Annotated in this window: 12 protein-coding genes, 1 tRNA gene and 1 pseudogene; 6 read left to right on the top strand and 8 right to left on the bottom strand. The window is 68.4% G+C overall.

From position 1 onward, the window contains the following. Positions 1-329: 329 nt before the first annotated feature. The gene (locus AC1DN2_RS17090) at positions 330-1,127 is read right to left on the bottom strand and encodes a DUF998 domain-containing protein (protein ID WP_476851282.1); all 798 of its coding nucleotides are present in this window, start codon (positions 1,125-1,127) and stop codon (positions 330-332) included. Between the two features lie 82 nt (positions 1,128-1,209). Here AC1DN2_RS17090 and AC1DN2_RS17085 point away from each other — a divergent pair. From AC1DN2_RS17085 to AC1DN2_RS17075, 3 genes and pseudogenes are all read left to right on the top strand, one after another. Next, a tRNA-Arg gene (locus AC1DN2_RS17085) sits at positions 1,210-1,282 on the top strand. Between the two features lies 1 nt (position 1,283). Next, positions 1,284-1,766: pseudogene (locus AC1DN2_RS17080) on the top strand (DUF6314 family protein); the annotation flags it as partial. A gap of 131 nt (positions 1,767-1,897) precedes the next feature. Beyond that, positions 1,898-2,305, top strand: coding sequence for an NUDIX hydrolase (locus AC1DN2_RS17075; RefSeq protein ID WP_476851281.1), 408 nt, complete (start codon positions 1,898-1,900; stop codon positions 2,303-2,305). Positions 2,306-2,351: 46 nt separating this feature from the next. Here AC1DN2_RS17075 and AC1DN2_RS17070 read toward each other — a convergent pair whose 3' ends face one another. Next, entirely contained in the window at positions 2,352-4,265 is a 1,914-nt protein-coding gene (locus AC1DN2_RS17070) for an ABC transporter ATP-binding protein (protein WP_476851280.1), read from the bottom strand. Continuing rightward, positions 4,262-5,929, bottom strand: coding sequence for an ABC-F family ATP-binding cassette domain-containing protein (locus tag AC1DN2_RS17065; protein WP_223914280.1), 1,668 nt, complete (start codon positions 5,927-5,929; stop codon positions 4,262-4,264). The genes AC1DN2_RS17070 and AC1DN2_RS17065 overlap by 4 nt, the downstream gene beginning before the upstream one ends. Before the next feature lie 278 nt (positions 5,930-6,207). On the opposite strand from AC1DN2_RS17065, the gene AC1DN2_RS17060 reads away from it, so the two are divergent. From AC1DN2_RS17060 to AC1DN2_RS17050, 3 genes are read left to right on the top strand one after another with little or no spacing between them, the layout of a single operon-like run. Next, the gene (locus tag AC1DN2_RS17060) at positions 6,208-6,954 is read left to right on the top strand and encodes a hypothetical protein (RefSeq protein WP_476851279.1); all 747 of its coding nucleotides are present in this window, start codon (positions 6,208-6,210) and stop codon (positions 6,952-6,954) included. After that, positions 6,951-7,682, top strand: coding sequence for a hypothetical protein (locus tag AC1DN2_RS17055; RefSeq protein ID WP_476851278.1), 732 nt, complete (start codon positions 6,951-6,953; stop codon positions 7,680-7,682). Before AC1DN2_RS17060 ends, AC1DN2_RS17055 begins: the two co-directional genes overlap by 4 nt. 43 nt (positions 7,683-7,725) lie before the next feature. Continuing rightward, complete coding sequence (locus AC1DN2_RS17050; protein ID WP_476851277.1) at positions 7,726-8,469, top strand: hypothetical protein; 744 nt, start codon at positions 7,726-7,728, stop codon at positions 8,467-8,469. 258 nt (positions 8,470-8,727) lie between these two features. On the opposite strand, the gene AC1DN2_RS17045 is transcribed toward AC1DN2_RS17050, so the two are convergent. The 5 genes from AC1DN2_RS17045 to mobA all read right to left on the bottom strand — a co-directional run bounded on the left by AC1DN2_RS17045 (position 8,728) and on the right by mobA (position 15,457). Beyond that, positions 8,728-11,763 carry an alpha-mannosidase gene (locus AC1DN2_RS17045; protein ID WP_476851276.1) on the bottom strand — a complete coding sequence of 1,012 codons (3,036 nt, stop codon included), beginning with the start codon at positions 11,761-11,763 and terminating at the stop codon, positions 8,728-8,730. A 90-nt stretch (positions 11,764-11,853) separates the two neighbouring features. Continuing rightward, on the bottom strand, positions 11,854-12,726 hold the full coding sequence (fdhD, locus tag AC1DN2_RS17040) for a formate dehydrogenase accessory sulfurtransferase FdhD (RefSeq protein ID WP_223914284.1): 873 nt from the start codon (positions 12,724-12,726) through the stop codon (positions 11,854-11,856). Positions 12,727-12,860: 134 nt separating this feature from the next. Next, entirely contained in the window at positions 12,861-14,480 is a 1,620-nt protein-coding gene (locus AC1DN2_RS17035; RefSeq protein ID WP_476851275.1) for a molybdopterin molybdotransferase MoeA, read from the bottom strand. Then, positions 14,477-14,764: a DUF6457 domain-containing protein gene (locus AC1DN2_RS17030; protein ID WP_079555354.1), complete on the bottom strand. Its 288-nt coding sequence runs from the start codon at positions 14,762-14,764 to the stop codon at positions 14,477-14,479. The genes AC1DN2_RS17035 and AC1DN2_RS17030 overlap by 4 nt, the downstream gene beginning before the upstream one ends. A 21-nt stretch (positions 14,765-14,785) precedes the next feature. Then, a complete protein-coding gene (mobA, locus tag AC1DN2_RS17025) occupies positions 14,786-15,457 on the bottom strand; it encodes a molybdenum cofactor guanylyltransferase (RefSeq protein WP_476851274.1) in 672 nt (223 codons plus the stop codon). Positions 15,458-15,487 lie beyond the last annotated feature (30 nt).

Below are 15,487 nucleotides of genomic sequence, written 5' to 3'. Positions count from 1 at the left end.
GACCGGTCAGCGAGGTGAGAATTCCTAGCCGAACAGTGACCATTTTGCACATGAACAGTCTCAGACGAACAATCGACAGCGCCCCGGGACGAACTTCGGGCCCCCACTGACGGGGCCGGAACGCAACCTTTTGTTCGGTGGTCACGCTGTCCGCACCGAAGAGCGGCAAGATTCGCTGATTTAACATTCGTCCCCATATGACTGCAAAGTCTGCATACTGGCGCGTTGATGGAAAAACCCACACGCCCGCACCGGGATGTTCCGGTGGGTGCCCTCATGATAATGCAAGGTCAGACCCCTGCCGGTCATCTGGCACCCTGAAGCCTGCCTCAGCGGGCCTGGGCCCGGGCGAGCTTGCGCGCCGTGCGTTCGTGTTGGACCCGCTGGGCGATGACAAGGCCGGCCGCGGCGACGCCGACGGTGATGGGATAGCCCATGAGCCGTTCCAGGGCACCGGGTTCCGGCACGTGCATGCCCGTCAGCCCGCCCACAGTGAGCGCCGCCAGGGACACGGCCCCGCAGCCCAGTATGAACCACCCGAGCGGCGTCTGCCGGAGCCAAAGCCAACCGAGAATCAGGAGCGCCAGGGCGCCGGCGGCGAAGTACATCAGGGCGCCGGCCAGGTGCCAGGCCGATCCCGTGTCCTCGGGCACCAGCCCCACGATGACCGTTCCTGCCCCGGCGGCGCCGGTCAGCAGCCGCGCGGCGGCCGCTGCCACCACCCCTGCGCCCCAGCGCACGCGGCCGTGCGCCTGCCCCGATACCCGGCCGCGCCCAACTGGCACTGCGGTCCGCGCGGCACAGCACAGGAGCGCCGAGCCGAGCAGCAACGCGCCGACCACCATGCCAAGGCCTTGGACCACAAATGACGCGTTCATCAGCAGGTGCGCCGGCGAGCAGACGTCCCGGCCGGAGAACTCTCCGCACGCCACGGCGCCGAGGTCGCTGATGTAGCCCGTGCGGCGGCTGTATGGCTCCGCTCCCGCCCAGGCACCGATCACAGCCGACTCGGCCACGAAATACTGCAGCACGCTCAGCTTCGCCAGGGCCCCGACGTAAAACCTGGTCGCGGCCACATCGGGGTAGTAGAGGGCTCCGGCGGAAAGCTCGGTGGTTCCTGCAGTCATGCCAAGAGCGTAGTACGCGCGCTCACCTTGTATGCTTATATCCGTGTCCGACCGGACCGGCCCCGGCCGCCCGCGGATACCCGCCCTCGTAGCTCAGTGGATAGAGCACGGCTCTCCTAAAGCCGGTGTCGTTGGTTCGATTCCAATCGAGGGCACTTGAACATTCCTGCCCCGGACGAAACCCCGGACACGGGTCCGGGCTTTGACCTCCGCGCCTACCTGCGCGGCTCCTGGTCCGTCGACCGCACCCTGCTGGACCGCAGCACCGGCACCAGCGGAACCTTCACCGGCGTCGTACGCTTCACTGCCGACGACGACGGCGGCCTGTGGTGGCGTGAAGAAGGCACCGTGCGCTGGGCACCCTCGGGCGGCGCGCCGTTCTCCGGCCCGGCGAGCCGGGAATATCTGTTGCGGCCGGCGGACACCCCCGATGTCCTGGACGTGTACTTCCCGGATGGCCGCCCCTTCCACCGCATGGGCTTCGCCGGGCAAACCAATCAGGACGAGCACTGGTGCGACCCGGACACGTACCGCGTGACATACACCTTCCGCGGTCCGGACCAATGCGGCTACCGCTGGGACGTCACCGGGCCGGCCAAGGACCAGCTGCTGGAGTCCGTCCTGCGACGGCTGAAAGCAAAACCAGACGCAAGACCAGAGGCAAAACTAGGAGCAAGACCAAGTGCAGGAACAGACCCGGATCCGGAGACAAAGCCACGCGTGACGCCGGATGCAACCCCGGATGCCGCGCCGGATTCAGGGCGCGCCGGGTGAACCCGCGCATCGTCGTCTCCGCTGTCTGCGTTTTCGATCGCTCCGGACGCCTCCTGACCGTCCGCAAACGCGGCACGGACAAGTTCATGCACCCGGGCGGCAAACCCGAGGCCGGCGAAACAGCGGCCCAGGCAGCGGCGCGCGAGCTCGAGGAGGAAGTGGGGATCGTGCTGGCCCCGGACCGCCTGGACCTGCTGGGTTGCTGGCTGGCGGATGCCGCCAACGAGGCGGCCACCCAGATCGAGGCCACGGTCTTCACGGCGCCCGGGGTGTGGAGCGCCCGGCCGTCGGCGGAAATCGCCGAGATCCGTTGGCTGGACCTGTCCGCCGAGATGCCCGGCGACCTCGCCCCGCTGCTGACGGACCATGTGCTGCCGGCCCTGTCCGCCAGGCCGTCCTGCTAGGACCTCCACCGGCCAGGGCCTCCTACGCCGGCTTCCAAACGGCGGCTCAGTAACCGGGCACGGATTCCTGGGCCACCGCACTGGCCTCGGAGAACTGCGTCCGGTACAGCTCCGCATAGCGGCCCTCGGCGGCAAGAAGCTCCCGGTGGGTACCGCGCTCCACGATCGAGCCGTCCTCCACCACCAGGATCGCGTCCGCCGCACGGATCGTCGAGAGACGGTGGGCGATCACGACGGCGGTACGGCCTTCCAGCGCGGCGCCCAACGCCTCCTGGACGGCGGCCTCGTTGGTCGAATCCAGCGCGGCGGTGGCTTCGTCGAGGATGACCACCCGCGGCTGGGCGATCAGCAGGCGGGCGATCGTCAGGCGTTGCCGCTCGCCACCGGAGAGCCGGTAGCCGCGTTCCCCCACCACGGTGTCCAGCCCATCGGGCAGGGACCGGATCATGTCTTCGAGCCGGGCGCGGCGCAACGCATCCCACATCTGCTCTTCGGTGGCCTCCGGCCGGGCCAGGCGCAGGTTGGAGGCGATGCTCTCGTGGAACAGGTGACCGTCCTGCGTCACCATGCCGAGGGTCGCGCGCATCGAGTCGAACGTGAGGTCACGGACGTCCACGCCCGCGCCGGGCGTCGTGCCGCCGAAGCGGATGGCGCCGGAGTCGACGTCGTACAGGCGTGACAGGAGCTGCGCAATGGTCGACTTGCCTGCCCCGGAGGAGCCGACGAGGGCCACCGTCTGGCCCGGCTCCACCCGGAAGTTGATGCCGTGCAGCACTTCCTCGCCGCCGCGGGTGTCCAGGGTCAGCACGTCCTCCAGGGAGGCCAGCGAGACTTTGTCCGCCGAGGGGTAGGCGAAGCGGACGTTGTCGAACTCCACCGAGAGCGGACCTGGCGGGGAGGCCACCGCGTCCGGCTTCTGCTGGATGAGCGGCTTGAGGTCCAGGATCTCGAAGACGCGTTCGAAGCTGACCAGGGCGCTCATGATCTCGACCCGTGCGTTTGAAAGTGCCGTGAGCGGCGCGTACAGGCGGGTGAGCAGCAGTGCCAGCACGACGACGTCGCCCGCGTTCAACTGCCCGGCGAGCGCGAGCCAGCCGCCCAGGCCGTAGACCAGTGCCAGTGCCAAGGCCGAGACCAGTGTCAGCGCCGTGACGAAGGTGAACTGCAGCATGGCGGTGCGGACGCCGATGTCCCGGACGCGGCCGGCCCGGAGGGCGAACTCGCGGGATTCCTCGTCGGGGCGGCCGAAGAGCTTGACCAGCGTGGCGCCGGGCGCGGAGAAGCGCTCGGTCATCTGGGTGCCCATGGTGGCGTTGTGTTCGGCGGCTTCGCGCCGCAGATCGGCCAGCTTGGAGCCCATCCGGCGGGCCGGGATCAAGAAGATCGGCAGCAGGATCATGGCGAGCACGGTCACAAGCCACGATTTGTTCAGCATCACCGCGAGGGTCAGCGCCAGGGCCACGACGTTGCTGACCACGCCGGAGAGCGTGCCGGCGAAGGCTGACTGCGCGCCAATGACATCGTTGTTCAGCCGGCTGACCAGGGCCCCGGTCCGGGTCCGGGTGAAGAACGCGATCGGCATCTTTTGGACGTGGTCGAAGACCTTCGTGCGCAGGTCCACGATCACGCCCTCGCCGATCGTGGAGGACATCCAGCGCGTCACCAAGCCGATTCCGGCCTCGGCGATCGCGACGACGGCGATCAGGACGGCGAGCCAGATCACCGTGGAGGCCTCCGCGTGGGCGATGATCGCGTCGACCACCTGCCCGGCGAGGACCGGGGTGGCGACGGCCAGGAAGGCCATCACGATGGACAGCAGGACGAAGGCGATCAGTTTGCCGCGGTGGGGGCGGGCAAAACTGAAGACGCGCTTCAGGGTCTCCTTCGAGAACGGCTTGGACCCGCTGGAGGCGCGGGTGATGTTGTAGAGGGAGCTCCAGGCGACCCGGTCCATGCTCATTTGGTGTTGCCTTTCGGGGCATCGGCGTGCAGTTCGGTGACGACGCCGTTTTCGACGTTCCAGCGCACGTCCAGGCGGACGTTTTCCAGCAGCCGGCGGTCGTGGGTGACCAGCAGCAGCGCGCCGTCATAGCTGTCGAGGGCTTCCTCGAGCTGTTCGATGGCGGGCAGGTCAAGGTGGTTGGTGGGTTCGTCCAGAACGAGCAGGTTCACGCCGCGGGCCTGCAGCAGCGCCAGGGCTGCCCGGGTCCGTTCCCCCGGGGAGAGGGAGTCCACGGCCCGGTTGGTGTGATCGGCTTTGAGGCCGAATTTGGCCAACAGGGTGCGCACCTCGGCCGGGGTCTGCTCTGTCAGGACGGCCTCAACGGCATCTGCGAGCAACAGTCCGCCGGCCAAGAGCCCGCGCGCCTGGTCGATCTCGCCGACGGCCACGGACGCGCCCATGGACGCGTCACCGGAGTCGGGCTGCTGGACGCCGAGCAGGAGCCGGAGCAGGGTGGATTTGCCGGCGCCGTTGGGACCCGTGATCCCGATCCGCTCCCCCGCATTCAGCTGCAGGTTCACCGGGCCGAGAGTGAAGTCGCCCTGCACCGCGACGGCGTCGCGCAAGGTGGCCACGACGGCGCTGGAGCGGGGTGCCGCCCCGATGCTGAACTGCAGCTGCCATTCCTTGCGCGGCTCTTCCACTTCTTCGAGCCGGGCGATGCGGGACTCCATCTGCCGGACCTTCTGGCCCTGCTTCTCGGAGGACTCGGTGCTGGCCGCCCGGCGGATCTTGTCGTTGTCCGGGTTCTTCTTCATGGCGTTGCGGACGCCCTGGGAGCTCCATTCGCGCTGGGTGCGGGCCCGGGAGACGAGGTCCGCCTTGGTGTTCGCGTACTCCTCGAAGCGTTCCCGGGCGTGCCGGCGGGCAACGGCGCGTTCCTCCAGGTAGGCCTCGTAGCCGCCGTCGTATACCGCCACCGAGTTCTGGGCCAGATCCAGTTCCACGATCGTGGTGACGCAGCGCGCCAGGAACTCGCGGTCATGCGAGACCAGGACGGCGCCGCCGCGCAGGCCCTGCACGAAGGCCTCGAGCTTGGCCAGGCCGTTGAGGTCCAGGTCGTTGGTGGGTTCGTCCAGGAGCACGATGTCGAACCGGCTCAGCAGCAGGGCGGCGAGCGCCACGCGGGCCGCCTGGCCACCGGACAGGCCAGTCATTCCGGCGTCGGGGCCCACATCGAGGCCAAGGTCCGCCAAGACGGACGGGATGCGGTCCTCCAGGTCAGCGGCGCCGGAGGCCATCCAGCGGTCGAAGGCCAGGGAGTAGGCGTCGTCGGAGCCCGGAGCGCCGGAGCCCAGCGCCTCCGCGGTGGATTCCATCTCCAGGGTCGCCTGGGCACAGCCGGTGCGCCGGGCGATGTAGCCCGCGACCGTTTCGCCGGCAATCCGTTCGTGTTCCTGCGGCAGCCAGCCGACAAAGGCGTCGGCGGGGGCCAGGCTCACGGTGCCTTCCTGCGGACCGTCGACGCCGGCCAGCAGCCGCAGCAGGGTTGATTTGCCGGCACCATTGGCGCCGACGACGCCGACGACGTCGCCGGGGGCTACGGTCAGGGACAGCTTCGAGAAGAGTGTGCGGTGATCGTGTCCACCGGAAAGATCCTTGGCAACAAGGGTTGCAGTCATTACTTCATCCTCTCACTGCGGCCCAAAACGGGCCTCCCGTCTGGGAGAAACTGCGGGTCCGGACGGGACAGAAAACCGGCCGGGCATAGAAGAACCCGCCGGTCCGGACTTGGGGGGTGTACGGACCAGCGGGTTCGACCATTTAGCATAGTTGAATTAGGACCTCACGCAAAATCCCAGCCAACACCGCCACACCGCCGCCACCCCCCGCCTCAATCGCCGCTGCCCCACCGCATGCCAGTAGCCATACTGCCCGTCGACTCCGCAGGAAGCCCTAGATGCCACTACCCGCAAAGGCGTTCCAACTCTGGCTTCATCGGGTTGCCCCGTCCGCGAGCACAGCCGATCTCTGCCGGATCTCCGGGATCAAGCGCACCACCTTCGCCCAGCAGTTGGTCCGCGGGAAGGTGGCCGAAACCACCCTGGTCAGCATCAGCCGGGCCCTGGATTTGAGTCCGCTGGCGGAACTCGCTTCCTTCGAGCACTATGCGGAGCTGGCCGCCCCGCCGCAGCCGCCGACCCCGGCCGAACTCGTCAGCCAGGTCGCCACTATGGACCTGTTGCGCGCCGTCATTTCGCGTTCTTCCCCGGCCTACGGCGGCTACGGTGACCAGGGCAGCTCAATGACCCCGGCTCTGAGCCCCGCACCGCACGCCACGTCGGTCCGGAACTGGGTGGATGCGATTGACGATGGTGAATTGCGCCACCGGGTTTCGGCCGCCACCGGGGTGGCACCGCAAAATTACTCCGCGCAGCTCACGGCAAACCGGCTGTCCCCCGAGCTTGCGGTCGCGACGGCCCGCGCGGCGGGCGTAGGCTTCACGGGCGGGCTCGTCGCCACGGGCCTGATAACTGAGGCTGAGGCCGGCTGGACGGCCGGAGCGAAGCAAGCCGCGTTGGACGCTCTTTCCGACGGCGACCTTAGCGCCCTGGCCGGGGAACGTCTTCAGGCGCTCGGAAAATCGCTGCGGCGCCATGAGCAGGAGCAGGCACAAACACAAACGATTTGGGAGAACCTCGGATGATCGCGATCCTGCAGTGGACCACACTGGCAGTGTGCTGCGTCGCCACGCTCGTCCGCGTGCCCAGTGTCCTGCGGGGTGAAAACCGGTCCCTGTTCTGGATCCTTGCGCTGATGACCCTGGCGATCCTGCTCAGCATCGATGCCCCGTATCTGGCCGTGGACCAAGCCCTGGGAGGCATGAACGTCGCCAACCTGCTGCTGCGCTTCGTCATTTTCGCCGTCATCTTCTTCCTTGGTCTCCGGATGGCCCGGGGCTTCAGCGCGTGCGACGCCCTGCGGCTCATCACCGGCCCCATCGGCATCGCAGTAGCCGCTGCCGCCTCGGCTGTGGTGGTGGTGGTCTTCCTCATGATGGATACCGCCGGCTCCTCGGCGGGTTTGGTCGCCGTGTTCGCCAAGGACGGCCGCAATGCCGCCCTGGTGGAGTATTACGGGGCCGCCGGGCGCCTGTACCCCGCGTTCATCACCGCGGCCCTGTTTCCGGCGATGCTGCGGACCCTGCGCAGCGGACTTCCGGCCCTTGTCCGGTCCAGCGCCGGGTTGCTGGCCGTGGGCACCGTGGCCATCTGCCTCAGCCTGCTCTCCCCGGTCATCCCTCCGCCCCTCGGGTTCATGCGGTTCGTCATCAACTACTCGGCGGTCCTGTGCCTGGTCCTGGGACTGTGCATGATCTGGCTGGCTAAGACGCTTGCGAAGCGTGCGCCGAAGAAGCATGCTGGCATGATCTGACCACTTTGGGGCTGAGCAGGCAAGCGATGTGGGAGAACCGGGAATGATTGCAACCCTCCAGTGGGGCACGCTGATCATCTGCACCGTGGTGCTCCTCCTCCGCGTTCCGGATGCGGTCCAGGGGCGGAACAGGACCGTCTTCTGGATCCTGGTGCTCGCGACCCTGTGCAGCCTGCTCTCGGTGCCCGGCCCCTATGAGGCGATCGATGGGGCGCTGGGGGGATGGAACCTCGCCCACCTGATCTTGCGCTTCCTCGTATTCGCCGCGGTCCTGCTGGTCGGTCTGCGCGTGGCGCGGGGCCTGGCAGACGAGCCCGGCTACCGCCTCATCGCTGGGCCGGCAGGGCGCTGGGCCCTGGCCCTCAGCGCCGTCGTCGTGGCGGTGACCTTCTTCTTCATGGACACCCGCGGGTCCTCGGCCGGCATGCTGGACATCGCGGACAACGGGGGACGCAATGCCGCCCTGGCGCCGTTCTACGCCGCGGCCGGCCGCACCTATCCTGCTTTCGTCTCCCTCGCCCTGCTGCCGGCATTGGTGGCCACCACCAGGAGCCAGCTGCCGCGGCTGGTGCGTGCCGCGGCCCTCCTGACATGCCTCGGCGCCCTCGCCACCGCCTGCAGCGTACCTGCCTCCTTCGCCCCGAAAGCGTGGACCCTCGCTCAGCAGACGGTCAACTATTTGGCCGTCCTGGGCTATGTCCTGGGCCTGGGACTGTTCTGGGCTTCCGGGCTCGCCGCCAAAGAATCTCATAACGCTCGCGCAACATTTCGCAAGAACCAAAAGTAGGCATTCACAAAATCATTAGACCGTGAGAGAATCATGAATGTGTGAATGCGGCAATCGCTTCGTGTACGGAAGTCAGCCGTGCGAAGCAGAGGCAGCCGTCCAAGCGCCATTGGGGGGATGAGTGGTAGCGGTCCGGTAGGACCGCTCCCACTCAGCCTGTTTAAGGGGTTTTCCGGTTGTTCCCGACAGTATTCGGATTCCCCGACACTGCCGGCCGGATTCCCCTGCGGGAAAGGCGGCGTCAGGCGGCCCTGCCTGTCAGCGCACAAACCTCAGCGTGACCAGCTGGAAGGGCCGCAACGTCAGCTCGGCGGAATTGCCGCCCGCCGTCACTCCCGGGGCATCGACGGGCCGTTCCAACAGATCCACGGCGTGCAGCCCGCGGACCGGGAAATTGGCCTTCACCGCGCCGGTGGACCGCTCCCCCAGTGCTTCGTAGAGCCGGACAATCACATCCCCGGAACCGTCTTCAGCGAGTTTGACCGCTTCAATGACGAGGGCCTGATTGACCACCGTGACCAGCGGTTCCACCCCGTGCGCCCCGTGCACCATCCGCGGCGCCAGGTTGGTGCGGTAGCCCTCTTCGACGGCGTCGGCGATCGTGGCGCCCGGACGGACCGTGACGTGCAGCTCGTGCCTGCCCTGGTCCGCGCCGGGATCCGGAAACTTCGGTGCCCGCAGGAGCGAGAGCCGCACTGTGGTGGTGGTGCCGCCGTCGCCCTCCCGGACATTGCGGGTGACGTCGTGGCCATAGCTGGAAGCGTTGGAGATCGCCACCCCATAGCCCGGCTCGGCGACGTGGATCCAGCGGTGGGCGCAGATTTCGAATTTCGCGGCCTCCCAGGACGTGTTGACATGGGTCGGGCGGAACACGTGCCCGAACTGCGTCTCCGCCGCCGACCGGTCGGCCCTGACATCCAATGCAAAGCCCAGCTTGAGCAGCTTTTCGCTCTCCTGCCAGTCCACGGCCGTAGTGATCGCGAGCGAGTCTGCACCCGGCGCTAGTGTAATCCGTTGGGTCACCGCGGAGGACCCGGCCATCCGCTCCACCACCACGACGGCGTCCGGGTTTTCGCCCCGGGGGTCGCGCTCCAGTGCCACCGAAAGCGCCTGTTCCAGACGGACGACGTTCCTGCGGTAGAAGGCGTCGATGTCCCACGCGTCCCATTCATTGGGCGTGTCCCGGTGCAGCTCCAGGAGGTTTCCCACCTCGCCGGGAGCAATCGCCTCGCGTCCGGTGGCCCGGTCCGTGAGGGAGACCAGCAGTCCGCGGGCATCCACCACGGCACGGATGATGCCATTGTCCAGGATGTAGCCGCCGCCGTCCTCAGTGACCTCTACCGGCTGCCCGGGCCGGACCGGTTCAGCAGCCGCCAGGGCCGGCACGCCCAGGCGCTCGTGCGGGGCGGCGTTGAGCAGGAATTTCCGGCTGCCGGTGCCGAGGGCCGCCGCCGCGGCGTTCGTGATGATCGCTTCCAGTCCCCGTTCGACGGCGGCGTAGTTCCGTTCGGCGTCCTGGTGGACCCAGGCGATGGAACTTCCCGGCAGGATGTCGTGAAACTGCTGCAGCAGGACCAGCCGCCAGAGGCGCTTGAGCTCCGCAGCCGGGTAGCGGTGCCCGGTCCGCACAGCCGCGGTGGCACTCCAGAGCTCGGCTTCCCGGAGGAGGTGCTCGCTGCGCCTGTTCCCCAGCTTGGTCTTGGCCTGGCTGGTGTAGGTGCCGCGGTGCAGTTCCAGGTACATCTCCCCCACCCAGACCGGAAGGGGCTCATACTCGGCCTGGGCCTGGCTGAAGAAGCTGGCCGCCGAGCCGACCCGCACCTTCGGGGATCCTTCCAGATCCGCCGTTCGCTGCGCTGCGGCCAGCATCTCGCGGGTTGGGCCCCCGCCGCCGTCGCCGTACCCGAACGGAACCAGCGACGTGCCTCCGCGTCCGTGGTCCCGGTAGTTCCGTTCTGCGTGCGCCAGGTCCCGGGCACTGAGGTCGGAGTTGTAGCTGTCCACCGGTGGGAAATGGGTGAAGATGCGGGTGCCGTCGATTCCTTCCCAGTTGAAGGTGTGGTGAGGCATCCTGTTGACCTGGTTCCAGGAGATCTTCTGGGTCAGGAACCAGCGGCTGCCTGCGGCCTTGATGATCTGCGGCAGGGCGGCGGAATACCCGAAGGTGTCCGGCAGCCACGCCTCCTGGCAATCGACCCCGAATTCGGCCAGGAAGAAGCTTTTACCCTCGAGGAACTGCCGTGCCATGGCCTCGCCGCCGGGCATGTTGGAGTCGGATTCGACCCACATCCCACCGACGGGAACGAACTGGCCGGCGCGGACCTTGTCCCGGATGCGCCCGAAGAGCTCCGGATAGTACTCCTTCATCCACGCGAGCTGCTGGGCGGAGGAGCACGAAAAGATGAAATCGGGATTCTCGTCCATCAGGGCGACGACGTTGGAGAACGTCCGGGCGCACTTGCGGATGGTTTCCCGGACCGGCCACAACCAGGCCGAATCGATGTGGGCGTGGCCCGTGGCCACGAGCTGGTGCGCCGAGGCATAGGCCGGCCGGGACAGGGCTCCGGCCAAGGCGGCCCGTCCGGCCTCCGCGGTCCCGGCAACGTCGTCGGGGTCCATGATGTCCAGCATGCGTTCGAGCGACCGCAGGATGTCGTGGCGGCGGGGCAGGTCCATGGGCAGTTCGTGCATCAGCCCGCTGAGCGTGAGGATGTCCTGCTGCAGTTCCCAGACGGTCTGGTTGCGTTCGGCGATGGCGATCCTGCCGAGGCGGTACTTCGGCTCGCTGCCCGACGTCGCCTTGTCGCCGTAGGGGGTGGCGGCGAAAGTCCAGTTCTGGGACAAGTCGGGATTGGCCGCGGCTTCGACGTAGAAGTCAACGGCCATGCCACTGCCCAGGAGCTTGAGCGGGATGTACTGGTTCCGCGGCGAGATCGCCTTGATGATGGTCCCGTCGGACCGCCAGGCAATGCCTTCGCACTGGAATCCCGGGAGGTCGCCGCTGAAGCCGAGGTCCACGAGGACTTCCACGGAGGTTCCGGCCGCGGTTCCCCAGGCGTCCGGCACCTCACCCCGGAGCCGGAGCCACTTGGTGCTCCAGGGCCGGCCCCAGGCCACGCCGTGTTCCTGGGGCGTGAACTCCTGCCGCAGGGCCTCGAGCACTGGCACGGGTTCGTCCGGCGCGTCCCAGTTGCTTAGCGTCAGCGGCACGCTGCGCGGGTAGACGGCCGGCCCGATCCGGTCACGCAGAAAGCGGTCCAGCCGGACTTCCGTAAGACGGCGGTCGTCGTGCAATGTGATCCTCTTCAGCGCTGGGGGGTCCGATCGACTCCAATCGATGGATAAAACTTACGCCGCGGAGAACCCGTTGGCCAACTGTTGCCCCTAGCCGGCCGCGGGCGCCGGAACGGCTACGCGTTGCTGGCCCGCGTACACGTTCAGGCTGGTCCCGCGGCTGAACCCGGCCAGTGTCATCCCGCTGGCCTCGGCGAGCTCGACGGCCAGGCTGGAGGGGGCACTGACAGCGGCGAGGACCGGGATGCCGGCGAGGGCAGCCTTTTGGACGAGCTCGAACGATGCACGGCCGGACACCTGCAGTACGGTGCCCCGGAGCGGGAGCAGGCCTTCGCGGAGCGCCCAGCCCACCACCTTGTCCACCGCGTTGTGCCGGCCCACGTCTTCGCGCAGGCACAGCAATTCGGCCGAGCCGTCGTCGGAGATCCTGAAGAGCCCGGCGGCGTGCACGCCGCCGGTGACTTCGAAGACCTCCTGGGCGGACCGCAGGGCGTCCGGGAGGGCCGCGAGCGTTTCGACGGGGACGGTCAGCGGATCGTGTGCCGGGCTGTAGTGCGAGGACTTCCGTACGGCATCGATCGAGTCAGTGCCGCAGATGCCGCAGGAACTGGAGGTGAAGACGTTGCGTCCGGTATCGGGTCGTACGACGTCGGGCCTGAGCTGCGCCTCCACCACGTTGAACGTCTGCATGCCGTCGGCGTCTTCGCCGGCGCAGAACCTGAGCGAGACCAGCTGTTCGGGAGCCCAGATGATCCCCTCCGAGACGAGGAAGCCTGCGACGAGGTCGAAGTCATTGCCCGGCGTTCGCATGGTGACGGAGAATGACATGTTGCCGAGCCGGATTTCCAGCGGTTCCTCGACGGCAAGGACGTCCTCTCGGTGCCGGACCGGGAATTCGAGGGCCTGCGGGGACCCGTCCAGGACGATCTTGTGCACCTTGCGGCGCTGTGTCACACGGCCCATCCGGTGCTCCTAAGCAACATAGTGTGCCGCTGTTTGAAGCTAGCGGCTGTTTGAATCTTTGGCTGGTTCCATCATTGTAAGTGCCTGATCCTGGCGGCGTGCCTTGTCTCCGCGCCGGCGCAGCGGGCCAGGACTCAGCCCAAAAGGGCACTCCAGTCCACCGGCCCGTCACTGGCCGAGGTTTTCCTGGCGGTCCGCTTCGCCGCCGGCTTCTGTTCGGCGGCCGCTGCCGACGCGTCAGGCAACGGCGCACCCCACGGGAGGGCGAAGGCGGGGACCAGTTCCCCCAGCTGCACGCCATGGGGCGGGACCACCAGCACACCGTCGGCGGCGGCCAGCCCCCGCATCATTCCCGGGCCGGTGTGCTGCGCCGGCGATGCCATGCCATAGAGCAGCCGGAAGGGCATGAGCCGGGTCCGGCCCGGGTCGGCGTCAATTGTCGAGCCGCAGGGCACCTCGCTGAGCGGGGGGATCGCGCTGTGCCCGAGTGCCGCCAGGAGTGGGGCACCGATCGTGGACAGCGCCATCATGGCCGCTAGCGGGTTTCCTGGCAGGCCGAGGATGTAACGGCCGTCCGGCAGCTCGGCCAGCACGGCGGGGTGGCCCGGGCGCATGGCGATTCCGTCGATCAGCAGGCGGCCGCCGAGCTCGGCGACCGAGCGCCTGAGGTGGTCTGTCCCGGAGCGCCCCGTGCCGCCGGTGGTGACCACGACGTCGGCAGGCAGGTTTTCACCGGCAGGATCGGTGTCCTCGAGGGCGGCGAGCCACTCGGCGTAGGTGTCGCCGACTTTCACTTCTTCGGTACAGATCCCGCCGAGCATTCCCACCACGGCGGCCAGTTGGGGTCCGAAGGTGTCGCGGACCTGCCCGGGTGCCGGTATCCCGCTCGTCACGACCTCGGAGCCAGTGAAAACGAGGCGGACCACGGCCTTGCCGAGCACGGGAAGGGTGTCACTTCCGGCCAGCGCGGCGAGGGCCAGATGGGCCGGGTTCAGGACCGTGCCGCGCTTGATCAGTACGTCCCCGGCGGCGGCTTCCTCCCCGGCCTTCCTGATGTGGTCGCCGTTGCGCGGGTCTCCCGGCTTCGCGGTGCCGCCCAGCTTCAGGACGGGCAGGCCGTCCTCGTCGACGTCGATGATGCCGCTTTCGCTGCGCAACACGGCCTTGGCCCCGGGCGGGATGAGGCCGCCGGTGGCAATCGGGCTGGCCTGATGTGGTGCCAGACGCTGGCCGGGTTCGGCCAGGATCCAGGGGCCGCTGCCGTTGACGGCCCAGCCGTCCATGGCAGAGGAAGCGTAATGGGGCATGTCCTGCCGGGCAACGACGTCCGCCGCGAGCGTCCGGCCGAGCGCCTGCCGCAGCGGAACAGGGGCGGCCGGGATGGGAACGGCGCACTCGAACGCGAGTTGCCGGGCCTCCTGCCACGTGTGGGCCAGGTGCCTGTGCGGCTCCGCGGCAGTGTCCTCGTCCGCGGCGTCCTGGTCCGCGGCGTCCTGGTCCGCGGCGTCCTGGTCCGCGGCGCCCTGGTCCCCTGCCTCCTCGTCCGCTGCATCCTGGTCCGCAGTGTCTTCGCCCGCTGCATCCTGGTGCGCCGCGATGTGAGGGCCACCAGGGCCGTCTACGGGAGCCTCTCCACCGCCAGTTCCGACGCCATTTCCGCCGGTATCGTTGACGCCATCTTCACCGCCATCTCTGCCGCCATCTCCACCTGCGGCGGTGGTGGGGCCGTTGCCGTCCGGGGCCGCAGCCGTCATGCCCCGGAAGTTTCGGCGGCTGCGTAGTCCTTGGCGAGCCGGCGGGCCACGGCCATCGCGGACTCCATGGACACGGAGTCCGTGGCCTGCCCGGAGCCTGAGGCCAGGCCGGCCGCAAAGCCGGCAATGAATGTGGTCAGCGGTGCCGCCGGGCGCACCACGGAATGGGCGGCCACGCCGGCCAGGGCGAGGACCTCATTCACGTCAATCTCAACGTCGTCCAGCTCCAGGGCCTGGAGCAGGGCACGGCACCAGTCTTCCAGTGTTTCGTCCTGGCTTTTCACCGTTTGCCTCCATGGTCGAGTTCAGCTGTGCAGAGCCGGGCCGGAGCCCGGACCGCCGTCGGGAATCCTGCCGGATACCCCCAGTGCGGACGCGTCATCCCAGGTGTCGACGTCATCCGTGGAACCCGGGGGAACGCGAACTTCCCGCACGTCCAGCCTAGCAAGAAGGGCGAACACCGACGCGTTTTCCAGCCGGTCCCGGGACGCGGCGTCCGCGACAGAACGATGTAGCACGGCCGTGCCATAAAAGCCCGCGAGCGGCTGTTTCCGGCCGTCGGCCGAGACGGCCATGACGCCGTCGGCCGCGTCCCTTTCCGGCGTGCCTGCACCGGACGCGGCCAGCGCCTCGGCCAGGGCATGGACCGCGCCTTCCGACCGGGGCATGTCACACGCCAGGACGAGGGTATAGGGCGCGGCTACTGCGTGCCGGCTCGCGTGATCGGCGGCCAGGGCGGCCAGCCCCGCCGCGATGGCTGCGGCCGGACCCGCGAAGGGCGGCTCTTCCCGGCAGGTCAGGACGCCGCCGGGCAGGCCCCCGGGGTCGGGGCCCACGACGACGGTGCGCCCCGCCGCGCCGGCGGCCCGCAGTGACCGCTCCAGGAGGGTGGCGCCGTCGTAGACCAGCCCGGATTTGGGCACGCCGCCGAGGCGTGAGGACCGCCCCCCGGCGAGAATGATGGCATCGAACTCCATCGTTTCAGCCTAGCGCGGCGACAGCGGCCA

Source organism: Arthrobacter sp. 01L42 (assembly GCF_056400005.1).
Note: the sequence above shows the minus strand (reverse complement) of the source record. Positions and strands in the feature narration are given on the sequence as shown.